The sequence below is a fragment of the Candidatus Burkholderia verschuerenii genome (assembly GCF_001189365.1).
Lineage (GTDB): Bacteria > Pseudomonadota > Gammaproteobacteria > Burkholderiales > Burkholderiaceae > Caballeronia > Caballeronia verschuerenii.
On record NZ_LFJJ01000057.1, the window covers coordinates 12,357 to 28,983 of the forward strand.

The following is a 16,627-nucleotide window of genomic DNA, read 5'->3' on the forward strand; positions in this document are numbered from 1 at the left end:
AGCGTTTTATGCCAAGTCTAAGAAGCGCTCTGATATCTTTCTAATGAAATATGGCGCTCAAGCGATATCGTTCCGATTACTGGTGCTAACCCTATGCTCGAACCGAGACCCTGGTACGTGCGCACGCGGCTCAAGACGCGGCAGTTGCTGCTGCTGGTCGCGCTCGGCGAAGAGGCGAATATTCATCGCGCCGCCGATGCGCTGAGCATGTCGCAACCGGCCGCATCGAAGCTCTTGCGCGAGCTTGAAGAGATGGTCGATGCGCCGCTCTTCGAGCGCTTGCCGCGCGGCATGCGTCCGACCTTATATGGCGATGTGATGATCCGTCACGCGCGTTCCGTGCTCGGCAGTCTCGATCAGGCGCGCGAGGAAGTGCTGGCGCTGAAGAGCGGGCAACTCGGACGCGTGGCGATCGGCACGGTCACATCGCCTGCGGTGAGTCTGTTGCCGGCGGCGATCGCGAAGGTCAAGCGCGACTATCCGGGCGTGAGCGTCAGTGTGGAAATCGACAGCAGCAATCTGCTGCTCGACAGTCTCGCGCAGGACAAGCTCGATCTGGTGATTGGGCGCTTGTCGGCGGAGCATGACAAGCTGCATCTGCGATATGAGCCGTTTGCGGAGGAGCGCACGGTCGTGGTGACGCGTTCGGGGCATCCGTTGCTCGAAGCGGCCTCCTCATCGCTCGATGCCTTGCGCGATGCAGCATGGATCGTTCCGCCCGAACAAAGCGTCTTGCGCCATCGCTTCGAGTTGATGTTTCAGCGCGAGAGTCTCGCGCCGCCATCGAATGTGGTGGAAAGCCCCGATCTGTTGTTCGTGACGAGTCTGCTTGCGCAAAGCGACATGCTCGCCGTGATTGCCGACGACGTCGCGCAGTACTACGCGGCGCACGGCGTGCTGGCGATTCTGCCGCTCGATCTGCCTTTGCGCATGGACGATTTCGGCCTCATCACGCGCACGGAGCGACTGTTGTCGCCCGCGTGCATGCAGGTGATCGGCGCGTTGAGACAGGTCGCGAACGAGCTGTATCGCGCGCCGGCCTGAATTACGTGCACGCCGTGTCTTTGCCCAGCAAGGTCGGCAATTCCAGCAACGTGCGATGCGTGCCGCCTTGCTCGACCGCGCCCGCATAGGTCGATTGCACGGCGAGCGCGATGGCGTCGACGGCTTCGGTGTCGCCCGCCATCGTCACGTAATAGCCGAGGTCCTTGAGCGCGTTGGTCATGGCGAACGGCATGCCGGAAGGATCGCCGTCGATCAGCGAAGGACGCAGCCGTTCCAGCGCCGCGCCGCCGCCACCGCCTTTCGCGAGCACATCGACGAAGGTCTGCGCATCGACGCCCGCGCGCGCCGCGCAGGCCGCCGCTTCCGAGATCAACGCGATGGTGCCCAGCGACACGAAGTTGTGCAGCAGCTTCATGCTGTGTCCCGAACCTGTGCCGCCGACATGCGTGACGTTTTCCGCGAAGGTGCGCAGCAGCGGCTCGACGCGCGCGAACAACTCGGGGTCCGCGCCGACCAGCAGATTCAGCCGTCCTTCGTGCGCTTCCTTCGCGGTGCGCGTCATCGGCGCATCGATAAAGAGTCCGCCTGCCTCGCGCACGCGTTCCGCCATGCGCACGGTCGATGCGGGCACGGCCGTCGAACAGTCGATCACGATCGTGCCGGGCTGCAAACCGGCGAGCACGCCGTCGGGCGCGCTCAGCACGGCTTCGACTTCGGGCGAACCCGTCACGCACAAAATCACGATGTCCGATTCACGCGCGAGCGCCGCGCCGTTCGCCACGCTCTTGACGCCGCCCGCGCGCAGTTCGTCGAGCGGCTGATTGCCCGGATGTTCGACAACCGTCAGCGGATAACCATGCTTCATCACGTTGCGCGCGATACCGTGTCCCATCAGGCCGATACCGATCATGCCGATGCGTTGCTTCATGCCTTGGTCTCTTTAAAAAAGGGTTATTCGTAACGGCTAGCGATTGACGAGGCGCTTGGGGAGCATCATCGTCACCACGATGCCGAGCAGAAGGCAGCCGACCATCGAGAAGATCGGCAGCGTCATGCCGCCGGAGCTCTGCTTGAGAAAGCCGACCACATACGGGCCGAAGAAGCCACCGAGATTGCCGAACGCGCTGATGAACGCAATGCCGATCGCCGCGCTCGCGCCGAGCACGGCCGTGGGCATGCTCCAGAACAGCGGCGGCAAGGACAGCAATCCCGCATTGGCGATGCACAGCGCGAACATGCCGAGCCATAGGTTGTCATGCCAGAGCACCGACAGCGACAAGCCGAGTGCGCCCATCAGCAGCAAGGCCGCGACATGCAGACGCCGTTCGCCGCGCTTGTCGGCGCTGCGGCCGAACGTCACCATCACGACGACCGCAACGGCATTCGGCAGCGCGGCGAGCAGGCCGATCACGAAGTCACTCTTGATGCCCATCGACTTGATCATCGTCGGGGCCCAGAAGGTGTAGCCGTAGATGCCGAAGACATCGAGGAAATAGATCAGGCAGAAGGCCCACACGAGCCAGCTCGACAGCACGCCCTTGTGCTTCGCCTCGGCCGTGATCTCGCGGTCGTTGGCGAGCACGCGCGAGAGCAGCGCGCGGTCGGGTTCATCGATCCGCGTGCTGCGCGTCACGTCGTCTTCCAGACCCTTCCACGTATAGATCGCGGCGATGAAGGCGGGCAGGGCTTCGAGAATGAAGATCCACTTCCAGCCCGGCAGATTCATCACGCCGTTGAAATACTCCATGATGAAGCCCGTCAGCGGCGAACCGATCAGGCCAGCGAGCGCGAGCGCAGCATAGAACATGCTCAGGATGCGCGCGCGCCAGTGCTGGGGAAACGACAGGCTGATATAGAAGATGATCGCCGGAATGAAGCCCGCTTCGGCCACACCGAGCAGACACCGCATCACATAGAACTGCATCGGCGTGGCGACGAAGGCGGTCAGCCCCGACACGATGCCCCACGACAGAATGATCCGCGTGATCCAGCGCCGCGCGCCCACGCGTTGCAGGATCATGTTGCTGGGCACTTCGAACACCACGTAGCCGAGAAAGAAGATGCCCGCACCGAAGCCGAACACCGCGTCGGAGAAGCCGAGTTGCTGCGCCATCTGCAGCTTGGCGAAGCTCACGTTCACGCGATCGATATACGACGTGATGTAAGCGAACATCAGGATCGGCAGAATCTGCCGCGCGAATGATATTCGAAATCCTTGAAGCGGGCTTTCGAATAGTTCGAATGCCCGGCATACTTGACGAGCCTTGGAGCGATCGCTTCAGGGTTTTCCTTTAGAGCGTTTTCACGGAGCACGCGGTTTGTTCGATCTCACGTCGCTTGCGCTGTTTCTTCGCGCCGTCGAAATGGGCAGCCTGTCCAAGGCGGCGCAGCAATCGCATATGTCGCTGTCGACGGCGAGCCGGCGCATCGCGCTGCTCGAACATCATTTTCGCGTGGGCCTGCTCAATCGCACGTCGGCGGGCGTCGAGCCGACTCCGGCGGGCGAAGCGCTTGCGCGTCACGCCACCGAACTGCTGCTCAAGACCGACGCCATCTATAGCGAGCTGTCGGATTACACCAAAGGTTCGGTCGGACGCGTGCGCGTGTTCGCCAATATCTCCGCGATCAGTCAGGACTTGCCCGATCATCTGCGGGCGTTTTCGCAGCGGTATCAGGATATCAAGCTGCATATCAGCGAATTGCGCAGCACGGACATTCTTCAGGCCTTGCGCGAAGGTCGCGCGGATATCGGCGTGGTGACCTCGCAGAGCGGCATGAAGGGCATCCGGCTCGCGCCGTATTGCGCGGATCGCATCAGCGTGGTCGTGCCGGAAGATCATGTGCTGCAAGGCGAGCAGATCGCGTTCGCCGCGCTGCTGGATCACGATATCGTCGGGCTCGACGATAAGGCCGAAGTCACGCGCATGCTGGTCAAGGAAGCGGCGCTGCTGGGCAAGACCATCCGCTTTCGCGTGCAGGTGCAGAGCTTCGAGGCAATGTGCCGGCTGATCGCCGTGGGGCAGGGCATCGGCGTGTTGCCGGAAGGCGCGGTGCGGCTGTTTCGCGAGCCGATGCGCCTGCGCTTCATTCGTTTGACCGATCCGTGGGCCGAGCGCGTGATGTCGGTCGGCATGCGCGAAGGCGCGGCGCCGCTGCCCGCCCGCAAGCTGTTCGACTATCTGAGCAGCATGGCGCCGGCCGTGCTCGTCGCGCCATCGTCGCCGTAAGCCCTTGCGCTTTTTCGAAGGCTCCCTTTTGCGGATTCGCACTTCCTTCGCGCCGATGCGTCGGCTAGATTGCCTCTGAACAGTCCGATGCCCGGGCGCGCTCGCGCTCGCATGGCGAAAGAGACACAGGAGACACGCATCGCCCTCGCGCCCGCCCGCCGTGCGCGCGTCTCCTGCATGTGTCGGCGGACATAACCCCAGGAGGCTTCGCGCATCATGGCTACTACGCATAACATCGCCGTCATTCCGGGCGACGGCATCGGCAAGGAAGTGATGGTCGAAGGGCTGCGCGTGCTCAAGGCCGTTGCCGCGCGCTACGATATCGCGCTGCACTTCGACGAGTTCGGCTCGTGGTGCACCGAGCACTACGTCAAGCACGGCACCATGATGCCGGCCGACTGGGACAAGCAGATCGGCAAGCACGATGCGATCTTCTTCGGCGCGGTCGGCACGCCCGATGTCGTGCCCGATCACACGGCGGTGTGGGAATCGATCATCAAGATTCGCCGCGAATTCGATCAATACGTGAACCTGCGTCCGTGCAAGCTCATGCCGGGCGTGCCGTCGCCGCTCGCCAATCGCAAGCCGGGCGATATCGACTTCATGGTGGTGCGCGAGAATACCGAAGGCGAGTATTCGTCGGTCGGCGGCCGCATGTTCGAAGGCACCGAACGCGAGTTCGCTACACAGCAGGCGGTGTTCACGCGTCACGGCGTGGACCGCATTCTCAAGTTCGCGTTCGAACTCGCGCAGAGCCGTCCGCGCAAGCATCTGACCGCCGCGACCAAATCGAACGGCATCTCCATCACCATGCCGTACTGGGACGAACGTCTTGCCGAAGCGGCCAAGCGTTATCCCGACATCGAGACGCGCAAGTTTCACATCGATATTCTGTGCGCGCACTTCGTGCAGCATCCGGAGCGCTTCGACGTGGTCGTCGCGTCGAATCTGTTCGGCGATATTCTTTCCGATCTCGGTCCGGCCTGTACCGGCACCATCGGCATCGCGCCTTCGGCGAACCTCAACCCGGAACGCGTATTTCCCTCGTTGTTCGAACCCGTTCACGGCTCCGCGCCGGATATCGCCGGACGTGGCATTGCCAATCCGATCGGGCAAATCTGGTCCGCCGCGCTGATGCTCCAGCATCTCGGGCGCGGCGAGGCTCGTTACGAAGCGGCGGCGAAGGCCATCGTCGCGTCCATCGAGCATGTGCTCGAAAGCGGTCCGCGCACGCCCGACATGGGCGGCCGGGCGAATACCGTCGAAGTCGGAACGGCCATCGCCGAAGCCATCAACGAACAAGCGCTGATCACGGAGTAAGTCATGGAATATCGTCACTTCATCGCCAATGCATGGCAAGCGCCCGATAACGGCGAAACGCTCGACGTGATCGATCCGAGCGCCGGCGAAGCGTTCGCGGCGATCTCGCGCGGCAATGCCGCCGATATCGACGCCGCCGTGCTCGCCGCACAAACCGCGATGGGCGAAGCGCTCGACGGACCGTGGGCGAAGCTGTCGCCGGTCGAGCGTTCGAACCTGCTGTTCGCGTATGCGGCGGCGGTCCTCGAACACGGCGACGAACTTGCGCAACTCGAAGCACGCGACACCGGCAAGGGGCTCAAGACCGCGCGCACCGATGCCGCCGTGCTCGCGCGTTATCTCCAGTATTACGCGGGCTGCGTCGACAAACTGCACGGCGAGACCTTGCCGTACACGACCGGCTTTACCGTATTGACGGTGCGCGAGCCGATCGGCGTTACGGGGCACATCATCCCGTGGAACTATCCGATGCAGATTTATGGGCGCAGCGTCGGCGCATCGCTGGCGGCGGGCAATGCATGTGTGATCAAACCCGCGGAAGACGCGAGCCTGTCGATCCTGCGTCTCGCGGAAATCGCCGCCGAAGTGGGCTTTCCCACGGGCGCGATCAACGTCGTCACGGGGTTGGGCGCGGAAGCTGGCGCGGCCTTGTCGGCGAACGAAGGGATTCGCCATATCTCGTTCACCGGTTCGACGGCGACGGGTGCGCTGGTCGGCCGCACGGCTGCGGAACGTCATTGCCCGAGCGTGCTGGAACTCGGCGGCAAGTCGCCGCAACTCGTATTCGACGATGCCGATCTCGACGAAGCCTTGCCCGTCATTCTCAACGCGATCATCCAGAACGCGGGGCAAACGTGCTCGGCGGGAAGCCGCCTGCTGGTTCAGCGCAGCATTTACGAAGACGTGATCGCGCGTCTTTCGCAGCGTTTCGAGGCGATGCGTTCCGGCCCGCCCGCGATGGACCTCGACATGGGTCCGCTCGTCAACGCGAAGCAGCATGCCCGCGTGCGCGCCATCGTGCAGGCAGCCGAAGCGGAAGGCATTCAAGTGGCGGCGCGCGGCAAGATCGTGGTGGAAGCATCGCGCAACGGCTTCTTTCAGGAAGCGGTATTGTTCTGCGACGTGCCGCCGCAAAGCCGTCTCGCGCAAGATGAAGTCTTCGGTCCCGTGCTCGCCGTGATGCCTTTCGATGACGAAGCGCAAGCCGTGAAGCTCGCCAACAGCACGAATTACGGGCTCGTCGCGGGTGTCTGGACGCGCGACGGATCGCGCGGCCTGCGTCTTGCGCGCAAGTTGCAGGCGGGGCAAGTCTTCGTCAACAACTACGGCGCAGGCGGTGGCGTCGAGTTGCCGTTCGGCGGCGTGAAGGCGAGCGGACATGGACGCGAGAAGGGCTTCGAAGCGCTGTATGGCTTCACGAGCCTCAAGACCATCGCGATCAAGCACGGCTGACGACGGCGCTTTCCCATGGCGACGCTGAATATCATCGGCGCGGGGCGCGTAGGCGCGACGCTCGGCAATCTGATCGTCGCGAACCGCGTGCTCGAGATTGGCGATGTCTTCGATATCGATGCCGCGCGCGCCGCCGACGCGGTGGATTTCATCGACGCGGGACGCGCGCTCGACGATCTGTCCGCTCTGCACGCAGCCGATATCTGGCTGCTGTCGGTCCCCGATTCGCTTATCAATAAGGTATCCGTATCAATTGCGACGATGCATCGCGATACGCCGCGATCCATCGCCGTGCATTGCAGCGGCGCGCTCGATGCCGATACGCTCGCGCCCTTGCGTGATATCGGCTGGAGCGTGGCGAGCGCGCATCCGATGCTGAGCTTCGCGAATCCCGGCACGGCCGTGTTTCAGTTCGAGAATACGCCGTGCGGTCTCGAAGGAGATCACGACGCGCGTGCAGCATGGAGCGAAGTGCTCGCGGCCCATCGGCGCCCGTTGCTTCGATATCGAACCGGGCAGCAAGACGCTTTATCATTCGGCGGTGGTGGTGGCGTCGAACTTTCTGCCGGTGCTGGCGGCGATGGCGGTCGAGATGTGGCAGGCGGCGGGCATTCCCGAGCCGCTGATCCACGACATGATGCACACGCTCGCGCGCAATTCGGTGGACAACGTGCTCGCGCTCGGTCCGAAAGATGCATTGACCGGGCCCGCCGCGCGAGGCGATCGCGCGGTGGTCGAAACACAGGCGCTGTCGATCGGGGAATGTGACGCCTTGTCGCGCGACGCCTACGATGCGCTCTCCGCGCTCGCCACGCGTCTTGCACGCACAGGCCGAGTCCGCGACGCATGAGGCTCACGTTCGACAATGCGTTGTCGATTGCCGATATGCGCAATCTCGCGCGACGCAGCTTGCCGCGCTTCGTGTTCGATTTTATCGACGGCGGCGCGGAAGATGAAATTACGCTCGCCGCGAATCGATCCGCATTCGAACGCGTGGCGCTGATTCCGCGTGTGCTCAACGACGTATCCGCGCCCAATCTCGCCACGTCGCTGTTGCAGGCGCCGAGCAGCGCGCCGTTGCTGATCGCGCCGATGGGATCGTGCACGCTCGCGCGTCCCGGCGCGGACCTCGATATCGCCAGGGCAGCGGCGGCGCGCGGCATTCCCTACGTGCAATCCACGATGTCAACGACCGCGCTCGAAACTATCGCGCGACATGTCGACGGACGCTTGTGGTTTCAACTGTATCCGCTGAACGATCGCGACTTCACGCGCAAGCTGATCGATCGCGTGCGCGGCGCGAACTTCGAAACGCTGGTGATCACGGCCGATCTCGCCGTCGGTGGCAAGCGTGAACGCGATCTGCGCAACGGCATCGCGATACCGTTGCAACTGCGGCCTTCGCTTGTCGCCGACGCGCTCAGTCGTCCCGGTTGGGCGCTGCGTTATATGCAACACGGCTCGCCGCAATTCGAGAACGTGCGCGATCTCGATCCCGGCGAAGGCGCGGGGCTGACGATCGCGCACAAGGTCGGCACGATGCTCGATCGCGCGTTCTCGTTCGACGATGTCGCGCGTCTGCGCGATCAATGGCCGGGCCGCGTTGTCGTGAAAGGCGTGCAGCATCCCGCCGATGCCGCGCGGCTCGCGAAACTCGGCGTCGATGCCGTGTGGATATCCAATCACGGCGGACGACAACTCGATGGCGCGCAATCGAGCCTCGAATCGCTGTGCGCGGTGCATCGCGCATTGGGAGCGGGAACCGAGCTCGTCATCGATTCGGGCATTCGACGCGGTGTCGATATCGTCAAGGCCGTCGCTCTCGGTGCGCAAGCGGTTGGTATTGCGCGGCCCGCGCTGTTCGGCGCGGCGGTCGCGGGCTACGAAGGCGCGTTGCGCGTCATCGATATCCTGCTCGACGAAGCCAAACGCGCGATGGTGTTATGCGGCACGCCGACCGTCGATGCGATCCGTCATGGCGACATCGCCGGCTCGTGAACCACCCGTTCGATCACGCCGTCCAATGCACGCCGATACCACGCATGAAAATGGCTCATGCCATCTTCGAGCGGTGACTGATACGGTCCCGCATCGCTGACGCCGCGCCGATGCAGACGCAAGCGGCCCGCATCCATGCGCTCGGCGATCTCGTCGTCTTCGATCATCGTTTCCAGATACGCCGCACGTTGCGCTTCGATAAACTCGCGCTCGAAAGCCGCGATCTCTTCGGGATAATGAAACTCGATCACGTTGAGCGTTTCCTGCGGACCTTTCGGATAGAGCGTCGACACGACCAGCACATGCGGATATAGCTCGATCATCTGCGTCGGAAAGTACGCGACCCAGATCGCGCCGAAATCGGGCGCTTCGCCGCCGCGATAATCGAGCAGGCGGTCGTGCCACGCGCTGTAGATATCGGAGCCGGGTTACGCGAGCGCGTTATGAATGCCGACGCGCTGCATGCTGTACGTCTGTCCGAAATCCCAATAGAGATCGTCGCAGGTCACGAATCGGCCGAGTCCCGGATGAAACGGCGCGACGTGATAATCCTCCAGATAAACTTCGATAAAGGTCTTCCAGTTGTAGTTGCACGTATGCGTTTCGACGTGATCGAGCACGTAGCCCGAGAAATCGAATTCGGGTCGTGCGAACACGCGGGACATGTCTTTCGCGGGATCGCGCGGACCTTCATATAGGAATCCGTTGCAATCACGCAGAGGAAAGCGTTCGAGATTGCGGCACGGTTTCGCATCGAACTCGGGCGCGCCGATCAATGCGCCTTGTCCGTCATACGTCCAGCGATGCAGCGGGCAGACAATATTGCCGCCCGTCGCAGCAAGATTGCCGCGCGCAAGCGTGATGGTCTTCGTGTCGCCGACATTGCCGGCCTCGCCGCCGAGCATCAGCGCCTGACGATGCCGGCACACGTTGAACAACAGTTGCACGCCTTCCTTGTTGCGCACCAGCACGCGGCCGCCGTCGTCTTGCGGCAGCCGACGCCAGTCGCCTTCGTTCGGCACGGTCTGTTCATGCGCCACGTAAATCGCCGAGCGCGCGAAGATCCGCGTCATCTCGCGTTCGAACAGCGCTTCGTCGAAATACGCGCTCGCGGGCAGTTGATGATGCGTGTCCCGCGCATCGTCGGGCAGCGCGAGATGCGTCAGGTTGCTGATGTCGTTCATCGATCGATTCCTTTGCGTGGACGCCGCCCGGCTGCGATCAGGCTTCGAGCGCGGCGTCCCGTTCCGTGTTCAGACGCACGATGCGTTCGTGCTTCGCGAAGCGCGGGCACGTGCTGCACATGACGCCGTCGCGACGCCGGTAGTGATAGCAGCAGGTCTGTCTGTCGAGCGCGATGGCGTGCGTACCGTCGCTTCGCTCGAAGCTGAAATAGCCGCCGCAGCCTTCGATGTCGAGCGCCGCGAGCCATCGAGCGCCGAGCGCCTGCATGTGCACATCGTTCCATTCGGAATGCGCCTTGCGTGCCGCGAGCAGCGCGGCGAGCACGACATCGGCGAGCGTGCCGCGAACCATCGCCGGATTGAGGCGGATGACGGGCATCAGGTCGGCGTGTATCCGCGCACAGCAAGTGGCGATCTCGCTTGCCGAGTGCGCGATCAATGCGCATTCGTCGCCTTGCTGCGGCGCGTGATCGGGCAGGCGGACTTCGCGTGTCCATCCGTCATCGATCGGCTGCGACACGTGCTGCAACGATAGCGACGCGCGCGCCGCATGCACGCCGGTCACGCTCAGATAAACCGGCTGCCAGATCAAAATGCCACAACAGCGCGACGACCAGTAAGCGCGGCCCGCTTCGGGATAAGCGCCGGACCAGTGCGCGAGCAAAGCCTTCAACGACGCGCGATTGTTCGTGTCGTCACATTGCGCATGCACGACGCCCTTCAATCCCGGCACGAGTTGCGCGGCGAGCCGCAGCAGATCTTGCAGCGCGCGGTTCGCCGCCATACTCATGCCTCGACAACTTCAGCCGTGCGCTGCTGCGAACGCAATACGTCGCGACGGCCCGCCAGCGGATTGCGCAGATTGCCCGCCATCTTCAGATTGGCGGCCGGGTCCGCGAGATTCACCATCTGCAGGTTATTGCCCAATTGAAGTCTGTTCAGACACGAATGCAGGAACTCCGGCGCGAACATGTCGTACTCGGCAAACTTCTGCGCCAGTTGCGGATGCGCATCCTGATAGCGCGCGACGCAGCGCGCCACGGCGTTCCAGAAATCGTCTTCGGTGCAGCAGCCGTGTTCGACCAGAATCTGATTGACATAGCGGAAGAAGCCGTCGAACACGTCGATGAAGATCGCAAGCAGTTTCACGTGCTCGGGCACATCTACCGCGAGGCGCTTGACGTTCTCCGGCAGCTTTGCGTCCTTGTTCAGAATCGCGGATTCCTCGGCGATGTCCTTCATGATCGCGCGCACCGGCACATGGTTTTCCATCACGAGAATGAGATTCTCGCCGTGCGGCATGAAGACGAGATCGTGCGTATAGAAGCAATGCACCAGCGGCGCGAGGTAAGCATCCAGATAGCGATCGAGCCACGCCTGTGCGCCGATACCGGATGCCTCGATCAACGCGGGCAGCAGCGCGCGTCCGTTGCGATCGGTATGCAGCAGCGCGGCCATCGTCATCAGACGCTGATCCTTGCCCGCGAGCGACAGCGGATGTTCACGCCATAGCGCGGAAAACATCTTCTTATACGGGCTATCCGCTTGCACCGCGCTCTCGTAGTAGCGGTTGCGGAAACCAAGCGACGCCACTTCGCGCAAAATCGTGAAGCCTTTGCCGCGCAGATAAGGATCGTCGGAGACGAGGCCTTTGATGTAGTCGTTGATCGCGGGCGTGCCCGACATGTAGTAGGGCGAGAGACCGCGCATGAAGCCCATGTTGAGAATCGACAGGGAGGTCTTTACATAACGCTTGGTCGGATTCGACACGTTGAAAAAGGTGCGGATCGATTGCTGCGCGAGATAACGATCGTCGCCATATCCCAGACAGATGATGCGGTTCGTCGCGACATACGATGCAAACGCGATGGACAGCTTGTTGAACCACTGCCACGGATGCGCGGGCATCAGATGATAGTCGTCGAAGTCGCAGTCGCGCGCCTCGACGATCGAACGGAAATGCGCGATGGTCGACGCACCCAGTTCTTCGTCCATGAGTTGCGCGTAGTCGAGATCGTCCGAGCTGTGGAACGCGGCATTCTCTTTGTGGACCGCAAGCCATACGACCTGGATCACCGATGCCGCTTCCGGCGCAAACGCGCGATAGTCGCCTGCATCGAAGCCGAGTCGACCGTTATTGGCGACGAAGCCCGGATGCCCTTCGCTCATCGCGGTTTCGATGGACTGGAAATCCGCGCTTAGGAGCGCGGGCGTATCGGGACCATCCTTGACCTGCTTGTACGCCGCGCCGTACAACGTGCTGCTGATCTCGTCGAGATAGATCGGCAGATTGTCTTCGCGGATGCCGAGTCGCGCTTTCACATCGAGGATAAAGGCGAGCGCGTCGAGCGGCTGTGTCGTGTCGTCCTGCGTGCAGACGATGCTCTCCGGGCGAATGCTCCAATGACGCAAGGCGAGCATGCGCGCATCGAAGGTATAGGTGCGCGAGCCGTCGTCGGATTTCAGTTCGTAGCGCGCGTAACCTTCGTCGGATGCATCGTCGATGCGACGCGGTTCGACGATCAGTTCATGCGCATACTCCGCAATCGCTTTGCGCACCAGCATGCGATTCGCGTGCGCCCAGACGTCGGGCGTGAGATGGAAGGCAGCCTGATCGGGCGCGAGCAGTGTGTGTTGCATCGATGCTTGGTTGGCGTTGGTCTTCATGGTCGATCAATCCCTCAATCTGATTAGTGATCCTTCTGAATTCTTCGAAAAAAATCGGCTCGGGTACAAAATGCGAGCGATGCGGTCTTGTCGCGGAATGGCACGTCTTTCCAGTAGACGAAGCCCATCGCACGATTGAGCGCATGAATACGCGTATTGCGCGCATCCGGTTCCACGACGATGCGCTGTGCATGCAGCCGTTTGAACATGAACGTCATGAGCACGCGGAATACGTTTTGCGTATATCCGGAGACAGGCGTCGTCGCCGGACCGACGAAGAGGTGCATGCCGAGATCGCCCGGACGCGGCGCGTAATGCTCGCCGACTTCTTCATGTGCCGGATCGTAGGTCTCGATGAGAAACGCCGGTTCGCCATGCTGCAAAGCGAGCCACGCGTCGGCGTGTTGCGAATCGACGATATTCTGATAGAACGCCGCAACCTGATTCACGGACCAGTCGCGCATATTTCAGAACGCGGCCCGTTCTTCGATAAACCAGCGATGCAAGGTGTGCGCATCGCGCTGGGCATCGAGCGGACGGATATGAAAACCATCTTCATGCACGGCGCGCGACGGCGCATCCAGCAAGGCGATTTCATAAGCGGCAATATCAGTTCGCACGGGCGGTCACTCCTGTATCGGCGAGCGGGGTGGCGAGCACATCGGCGCACGGCCGGTCGAGCAGCCATGCGCTGATCAACGCAGTCAGCACGAGTCCCGCCGATGCCACGAAGAACGGCGCGCGCAAACCGGTTTCATCGACGATCGCACCGGCGGCAAACGACGCGAGCAAAACGCCGACGTTCTGGAAGAAATTGACGATGCTGTAATCGGCCGCATACGAAGCGGGCGTGCTGAGCGAGAACATCGTCACATCGAGCTTGACGACGATCTGGAACAGCGCCCAGCCGAACATTACGCGGCCGACGACGATCCACAGTGGCGCTTCCACGCCTTGCAGCAACATGCCGGCTGTGCACAACAACAGATTCGCGATCATATGATCCGGCAGGCGCTTGCCGCGTTCCGCGATGCGCTTGTTGAGACGCAGTGCGATCAGCGCGACCATGCCGGGTATGGCGAATACGAGGCCGGGCACGAGTTCGCCGGGCTTGCCCGTCACCGATTGCCAGTACGACGACATGAATGGGCGAATTAGATAGACGCAGAAATCGAAGGCGAGCATCAGCATCGCAAGGCGCAGAATCGGCAGACGATCGCGCAGACTCGGGCGCGTGGTGGCGTGTTGTGAATCATCGGCGAAGCGGCAACGGCGAGCGATACGATGCGAGCGGATCAGTCCCATGCAGATGAACATCTGCATGAAATCGCCTGCCGCCATCGCGAAGATGCAGTCGTGCGCGTTCCAGACCTGCATCACGAAGCCGCCCGCCACCACGCCTGCAATCGCGCCGAAGTGCACGACCACCGACAGCACGCCGATCGTATGCGCATGCGATTCCTTCGCTTCGAGCCGCATCATGTACGGATACATCAGCAGGTAGCTGCTCTTGCACATGAACATCGCGAGCGACAGCACCCAGAACAATCGACCGTCGGCGCGAAGTAGCTCGCAATCGACAGCACGCCCGCCGCGCATTGCGTATAGACCAGCAGATGCATCGCATCGAGACGCTTCGCGACGCGTGCCCACAGCGGCAGCGTGAGCATCACGACGATGGAGATAAACGCGACATACGCGCCCGCATGAACCGGACTCGTCACGCCATAGCGCGCGGCGAAAAATTGCGGGTAGAACGGAATCAGGATCGCATCGCTGACGACGGCGAAAGTCGTCATTGTGATGATGGTATTGCGCAGGTTCATTGCGCCTCCATCGGCGCTTTCACGAACGCATCGGTGTCGGGCACGGAGAAGTCCTGCAACGCGATCCGCCGCTCGATCTTGTAATGCTCGACGCCGGTCAATTCGCGCAGGATGCACGAGTTGCGGTAGCAGCTCATACCGAGGTCGGGATTCGTGAGTCCGTGACTATGCATGCCCGCGTTCTGCACGAAGATATCGCGCTCGTTCACGTCGATCGCATAGTTGCGCGACAGGCGATAGCGGCCCTTGTCGTCCCAGCGAATCCGCTTGCGTATGCCGTCGATAAAACGCGGCACGTTCTGCGCATAACCGGTGGCGAAGATCGCGCCATCGGTGACGTGCGTGTACTGCACGCCTTCGTCGCGCTGCACGAATCGCAGATGAAAGCGATCGTCCACCGTGTCGTGATGGCAGTGCGTCAGTTCCGAATTGGTGATGAGGCGCGCGTCGTTGCGTCCGCGACTGCGACTGCGGCAATCGTCGAGCAGATCGTAAATCTGATTGATCAGCGATGCGTTTACGCCTTTATACAAGCTGTCCTGCTTGGCGATGATGCTCTCGCGCACGCTTTCCGGCAGGTTATAGAAGTAGTCGATGTAATCGGGCGAGATCATCTTGAGCGTGAGCTTGGTGTTCTCCATCTGGAAGAAGCGCGGCGAGCGCGTGATCCACGTCAGCGAGTAATCGTGCTCGTCGCTCGACTTGAGCAGATCGTGAAAGATCTCCGCGGCGCTTTGTCCGTTGCCGATGACGGCAATCGATCGCTTCTGCTGCAAGGCTGTTTTCTGCGCGGTGTAATGCGCGCTATGGATGCAGCGATCGCGTATCTCGTCGCAGCACGCGGGCAGTTGCGGCACCGATCCCACTCCGATCACCAGTCGCGCCGCGCGATGCACGAACGCCTGCCCCGTGCGCACATGACGTCCGCTCACGATGTAATGACATTCGTCATCGTCATACTCGATGCGCTGCACATCCGAGCCGAACGCGATGCTCGTCAACTGACGTATCGCCCATTTGCAGTAACGGTTGTACTCCGCGCGGCTCAGATAAAAGCGCTCGCGGATGTAATACGCATAGAGCTTGCCTTCCTGTTTGCAGTAGTTGAGAAAGCTGAACTTGCTTTTCGGATCGGCAAGACTGACGAGGTCCGCAAGGAAAGGGTTTTGCAGCGTGGTGTCGTCGATCAGCATGCCCGGATGCCAGTCGAAATCCTCGTTGCGCTCGAGAAATACGCCGCGCAGATCGCGGATCGGCTCGGCCAGACACGCGAGACTGAGATTGAACGGCCCGAGACCGATGGCCACGAAGTCGAGCACGGGCGGCCTCGACGCACGCCGCTCGATGCGCGTGCTCGGCTCGGACATGAAGTTAGTTCTACCTGGGCCGGACAGGACCATGTTCAGATACCTCATCGATAAACGAAGCCTGGAAGGGCGTGCAATACCGCACGGCTGATCGTCGTCGTGACGATCCGTGTTGATGTGATTTGTGTAAATGAGATTGATTCGCGTTTGCAAATCATAGGAAAGAAGGCAGACGAAGGCAAGCGTAATTCTTCAATCCATCGGGATAACGAACAAAATGTCGCGTTCGAAGATGGAGCCGATAGCAAAGCGCGGACCCACGCGCGATCGGGATTCAAGCGGTATTAGCGGAGAAAAAATGGCGCGGACGAGATCCGATAAATTGTTCGGAATGCTCGTTTGGAAAACCCTTTCGCGTTCGAGGGATTGTAAAGACCGGAAATGCGCCGACAGCCTTGCGCTATCGGCGTTGCGCGTGATCGAGAGCGGTTCGAGCTATCGGATGACGCCAAGCTTTGCTAGGCTCTGTTCACATTTGAAGAAATGTGTTTACATCTCATCTTTTGCGTAAGCGATCAAGATGAGTCGAATGTTGCTGACCGATGAGATATGGGGACGACTGGAGTCCATTGTTCCGGGTA

General features: G+C 61.6%; 15 protein-coding genes and 3 pseudogenes. 7 read left to right on the forward strand and 11 right to left on the reverse strand.

The genetic code is table 11. The features are described from left to right. Window positions 1–93 precede the first annotated feature (93 nt). Window positions 94–1,044 (forward strand): LysR family transcriptional regulator, encoded by a 951-nt coding sequence (locus tag BVER_RS12560; RefSeq protein WP_050453579.1) that lies wholly within the window; start codon window positions 94–96, stop codon window positions 1,042–1,044. A gap of 1 nt (window position 1,045) precedes the next feature. On the opposite strand, the gene BVER_RS12565 is transcribed toward BVER_RS12560, so the two are convergent. Both BVER_RS12565 and BVER_RS12570 read right to left on the reverse strand, forming a co-directional pair. After that, window positions 1,046–1,933, reverse strand: a complete 888-nt coding sequence (locus BVER_RS12565) for an NAD(P)-dependent oxidoreductase (RefSeq protein ID WP_050453580.1) — start codon at window positions 1,931–1,933, stop codon at window positions 1,046–1,048. 36 nt (window positions 1,934–1,969) lie between these two features. After that, window positions 1,970–3,202, reverse strand: a pseudogene (locus BVER_RS12570) (MFS transporter); the annotation flags it as partial. Window positions 3,203–3,323: 121 nt separating this feature from the next. On the opposite strand from BVER_RS12570, the gene BVER_RS12575 reads away from it, so the two are divergent. The 4 genes and pseudogenes from BVER_RS12575 to BVER_RS33740 form a co-directional block, all read left to right on the forward strand. Further along, on the forward strand, window positions 3,324–4,232 hold the full coding sequence (locus tag BVER_RS12575) for a LysR family transcriptional regulator (protein ID WP_050453581.1): 909 nt from the start codon (window positions 3,324–3,326) through the stop codon (window positions 4,230–4,232). A 216-nt stretch (window positions 4,233–4,448) separates the two neighbouring features. Continuing rightward, complete coding sequence (locus BVER_RS12580) at window positions 4,449–5,552, forward strand: tartrate dehydrogenase (protein ID WP_050453582.1); 1,104 nt, start codon at window positions 4,449–4,451, stop codon at window positions 5,550–5,552. A gap of 3 nt (window positions 5,553–5,555) precedes the next feature. Continuing rightward, window positions 5,556–7,004 carry an aldehyde dehydrogenase family protein gene (locus BVER_RS12585; RefSeq protein WP_050453583.1) on the forward strand — a complete coding sequence of 483 codons (1,449 nt, stop codon included), beginning with the start codon at window positions 5,556–5,558 and terminating at the stop codon, window positions 7,002–7,004. A gap of 15 nt (window positions 7,005–7,019) precedes the next feature. Then, window positions 7,020–7,313: pseudogene (locus BVER_RS33740) on the forward strand (Rossmann-like and DUF2520 domain-containing protein); the annotation flags it as partial. Here BVER_RS33740 and BVER_RS33745 read toward each other — a convergent pair. Beyond that, window positions 7,254–7,451, reverse strand: coding sequence for a hypothetical protein (locus BVER_RS33745; protein ID WP_232316516.1), 198 nt, complete (start codon window positions 7,449–7,451; stop codon window positions 7,254–7,256). The pseudogene BVER_RS33740 and the gene BVER_RS33745 overlap by 60 nt on opposite strands. A gap of 7 nt (window positions 7,452–7,458) precedes the next feature. Here BVER_RS33745 and BVER_RS33750 point away from each other — a divergent pair, with 7 nt between their 5' ends. Together BVER_RS33750 and BVER_RS12595 are read left to right on the forward strand one after the other, a co-directional pair. After that, window positions 7,459–7,854, forward strand: a complete 396-nt coding sequence (locus BVER_RS33750; RefSeq protein ID WP_232316517.1) for a DUF2520 domain-containing protein — start codon at window positions 7,459–7,461, stop codon at window positions 7,852–7,854. After that, window positions 7,851–9,002 carry an alpha-hydroxy acid oxidase gene (locus BVER_RS12595; protein ID WP_050453584.1) on the forward strand — a complete coding sequence of 384 codons (1,152 nt, stop codon included), beginning with the start codon at window positions 7,851–7,853 and terminating at the stop codon, window positions 9,000–9,002. The genes BVER_RS33750 and BVER_RS12595 overlap by 4 nt, the downstream gene beginning before the upstream one ends. On the opposite strand, the pseudogene BVER_RS12600 reads toward BVER_RS12595, so the two are convergent. The 8 genes and pseudogenes from BVER_RS12600 to BVER_RS12630 form a co-directional block, all read right to left on the reverse strand. Further along, window positions 8,978–10,186: pseudogene (locus BVER_RS12600) on the reverse strand (aromatic ring-hydroxylating oxygenase subunit alpha). The gene BVER_RS12595 and the pseudogene BVER_RS12600 sit on opposite strands and share 25 nt — an antisense overlap. Before the next feature lie 37 nt (window positions 10,187–10,223). Further along, window positions 10,224–10,970, reverse strand: a complete 747-nt coding sequence (locus tag BVER_RS12605) for a siderophore ferric iron reductase (RefSeq protein WP_050453585.1) — start codon at window positions 10,968–10,970, stop codon at window positions 10,224–10,226. A 2-nt stretch (window positions 10,971–10,972) separates the two neighbouring features. After that, window positions 10,973–12,853, reverse strand: a complete 1,881-nt coding sequence (locus BVER_RS12610; RefSeq protein ID WP_370444237.1) for an IucA/IucC family protein — start codon at window positions 12,851–12,853, stop codon at window positions 10,973–10,975. A gap of 23 nt (window positions 12,854–12,876) precedes the next feature. Next, the gene (locus tag BVER_RS12615) at window positions 12,877–13,317 is read right to left on the reverse strand and encodes a GNAT family N-acetyltransferase (RefSeq protein ID WP_232316518.1); all 441 of its coding nucleotides are present in this window, start codon (window positions 13,315–13,317) and stop codon (window positions 12,877–12,879) included. 3 nt (window positions 13,318–13,320) lie between these two features. Then, window positions 13,321–13,473: a hypothetical protein gene (locus BVER_RS33755; RefSeq protein ID WP_232316519.1), complete on the reverse strand. Its 153-nt coding sequence runs from the start codon at window positions 13,471–13,473 to the stop codon at window positions 13,321–13,323. Beyond that, window positions 13,463–14,401 (reverse strand): MFS transporter, encoded by a 939-nt coding sequence (locus BVER_RS12620; protein WP_232316520.1) that lies wholly within the window; start codon window positions 14,399–14,401, stop codon window positions 13,463–13,465. The genes BVER_RS33755 and BVER_RS12620 overlap by 11 nt, the downstream gene beginning before the upstream one ends. After that, on the reverse strand, window positions 14,347–14,679 hold the full coding sequence (locus tag BVER_RS33760; protein ID WP_050453587.1) for a hypothetical protein: 333 nt from the start codon (window positions 14,677–14,679) through the stop codon (window positions 14,347–14,349). Before BVER_RS33760 ends, BVER_RS12620 begins: the two co-directional genes overlap by 55 nt. Continuing rightward, window positions 14,676–16,046: a lysine N(6)-hydroxylase/L-ornithine N(5)-oxygenase family protein gene (locus BVER_RS12630; protein WP_050453588.1), complete on the reverse strand. Its 1,371-nt coding sequence runs from the start codon at window positions 16,044–16,046 to the stop codon at window positions 14,676–14,678. The genes BVER_RS33760 and BVER_RS12630 overlap by 4 nt, the downstream gene beginning before the upstream one ends. Between the last annotated feature and the right edge of the window lie 581 nt (window positions 16,047–16,627).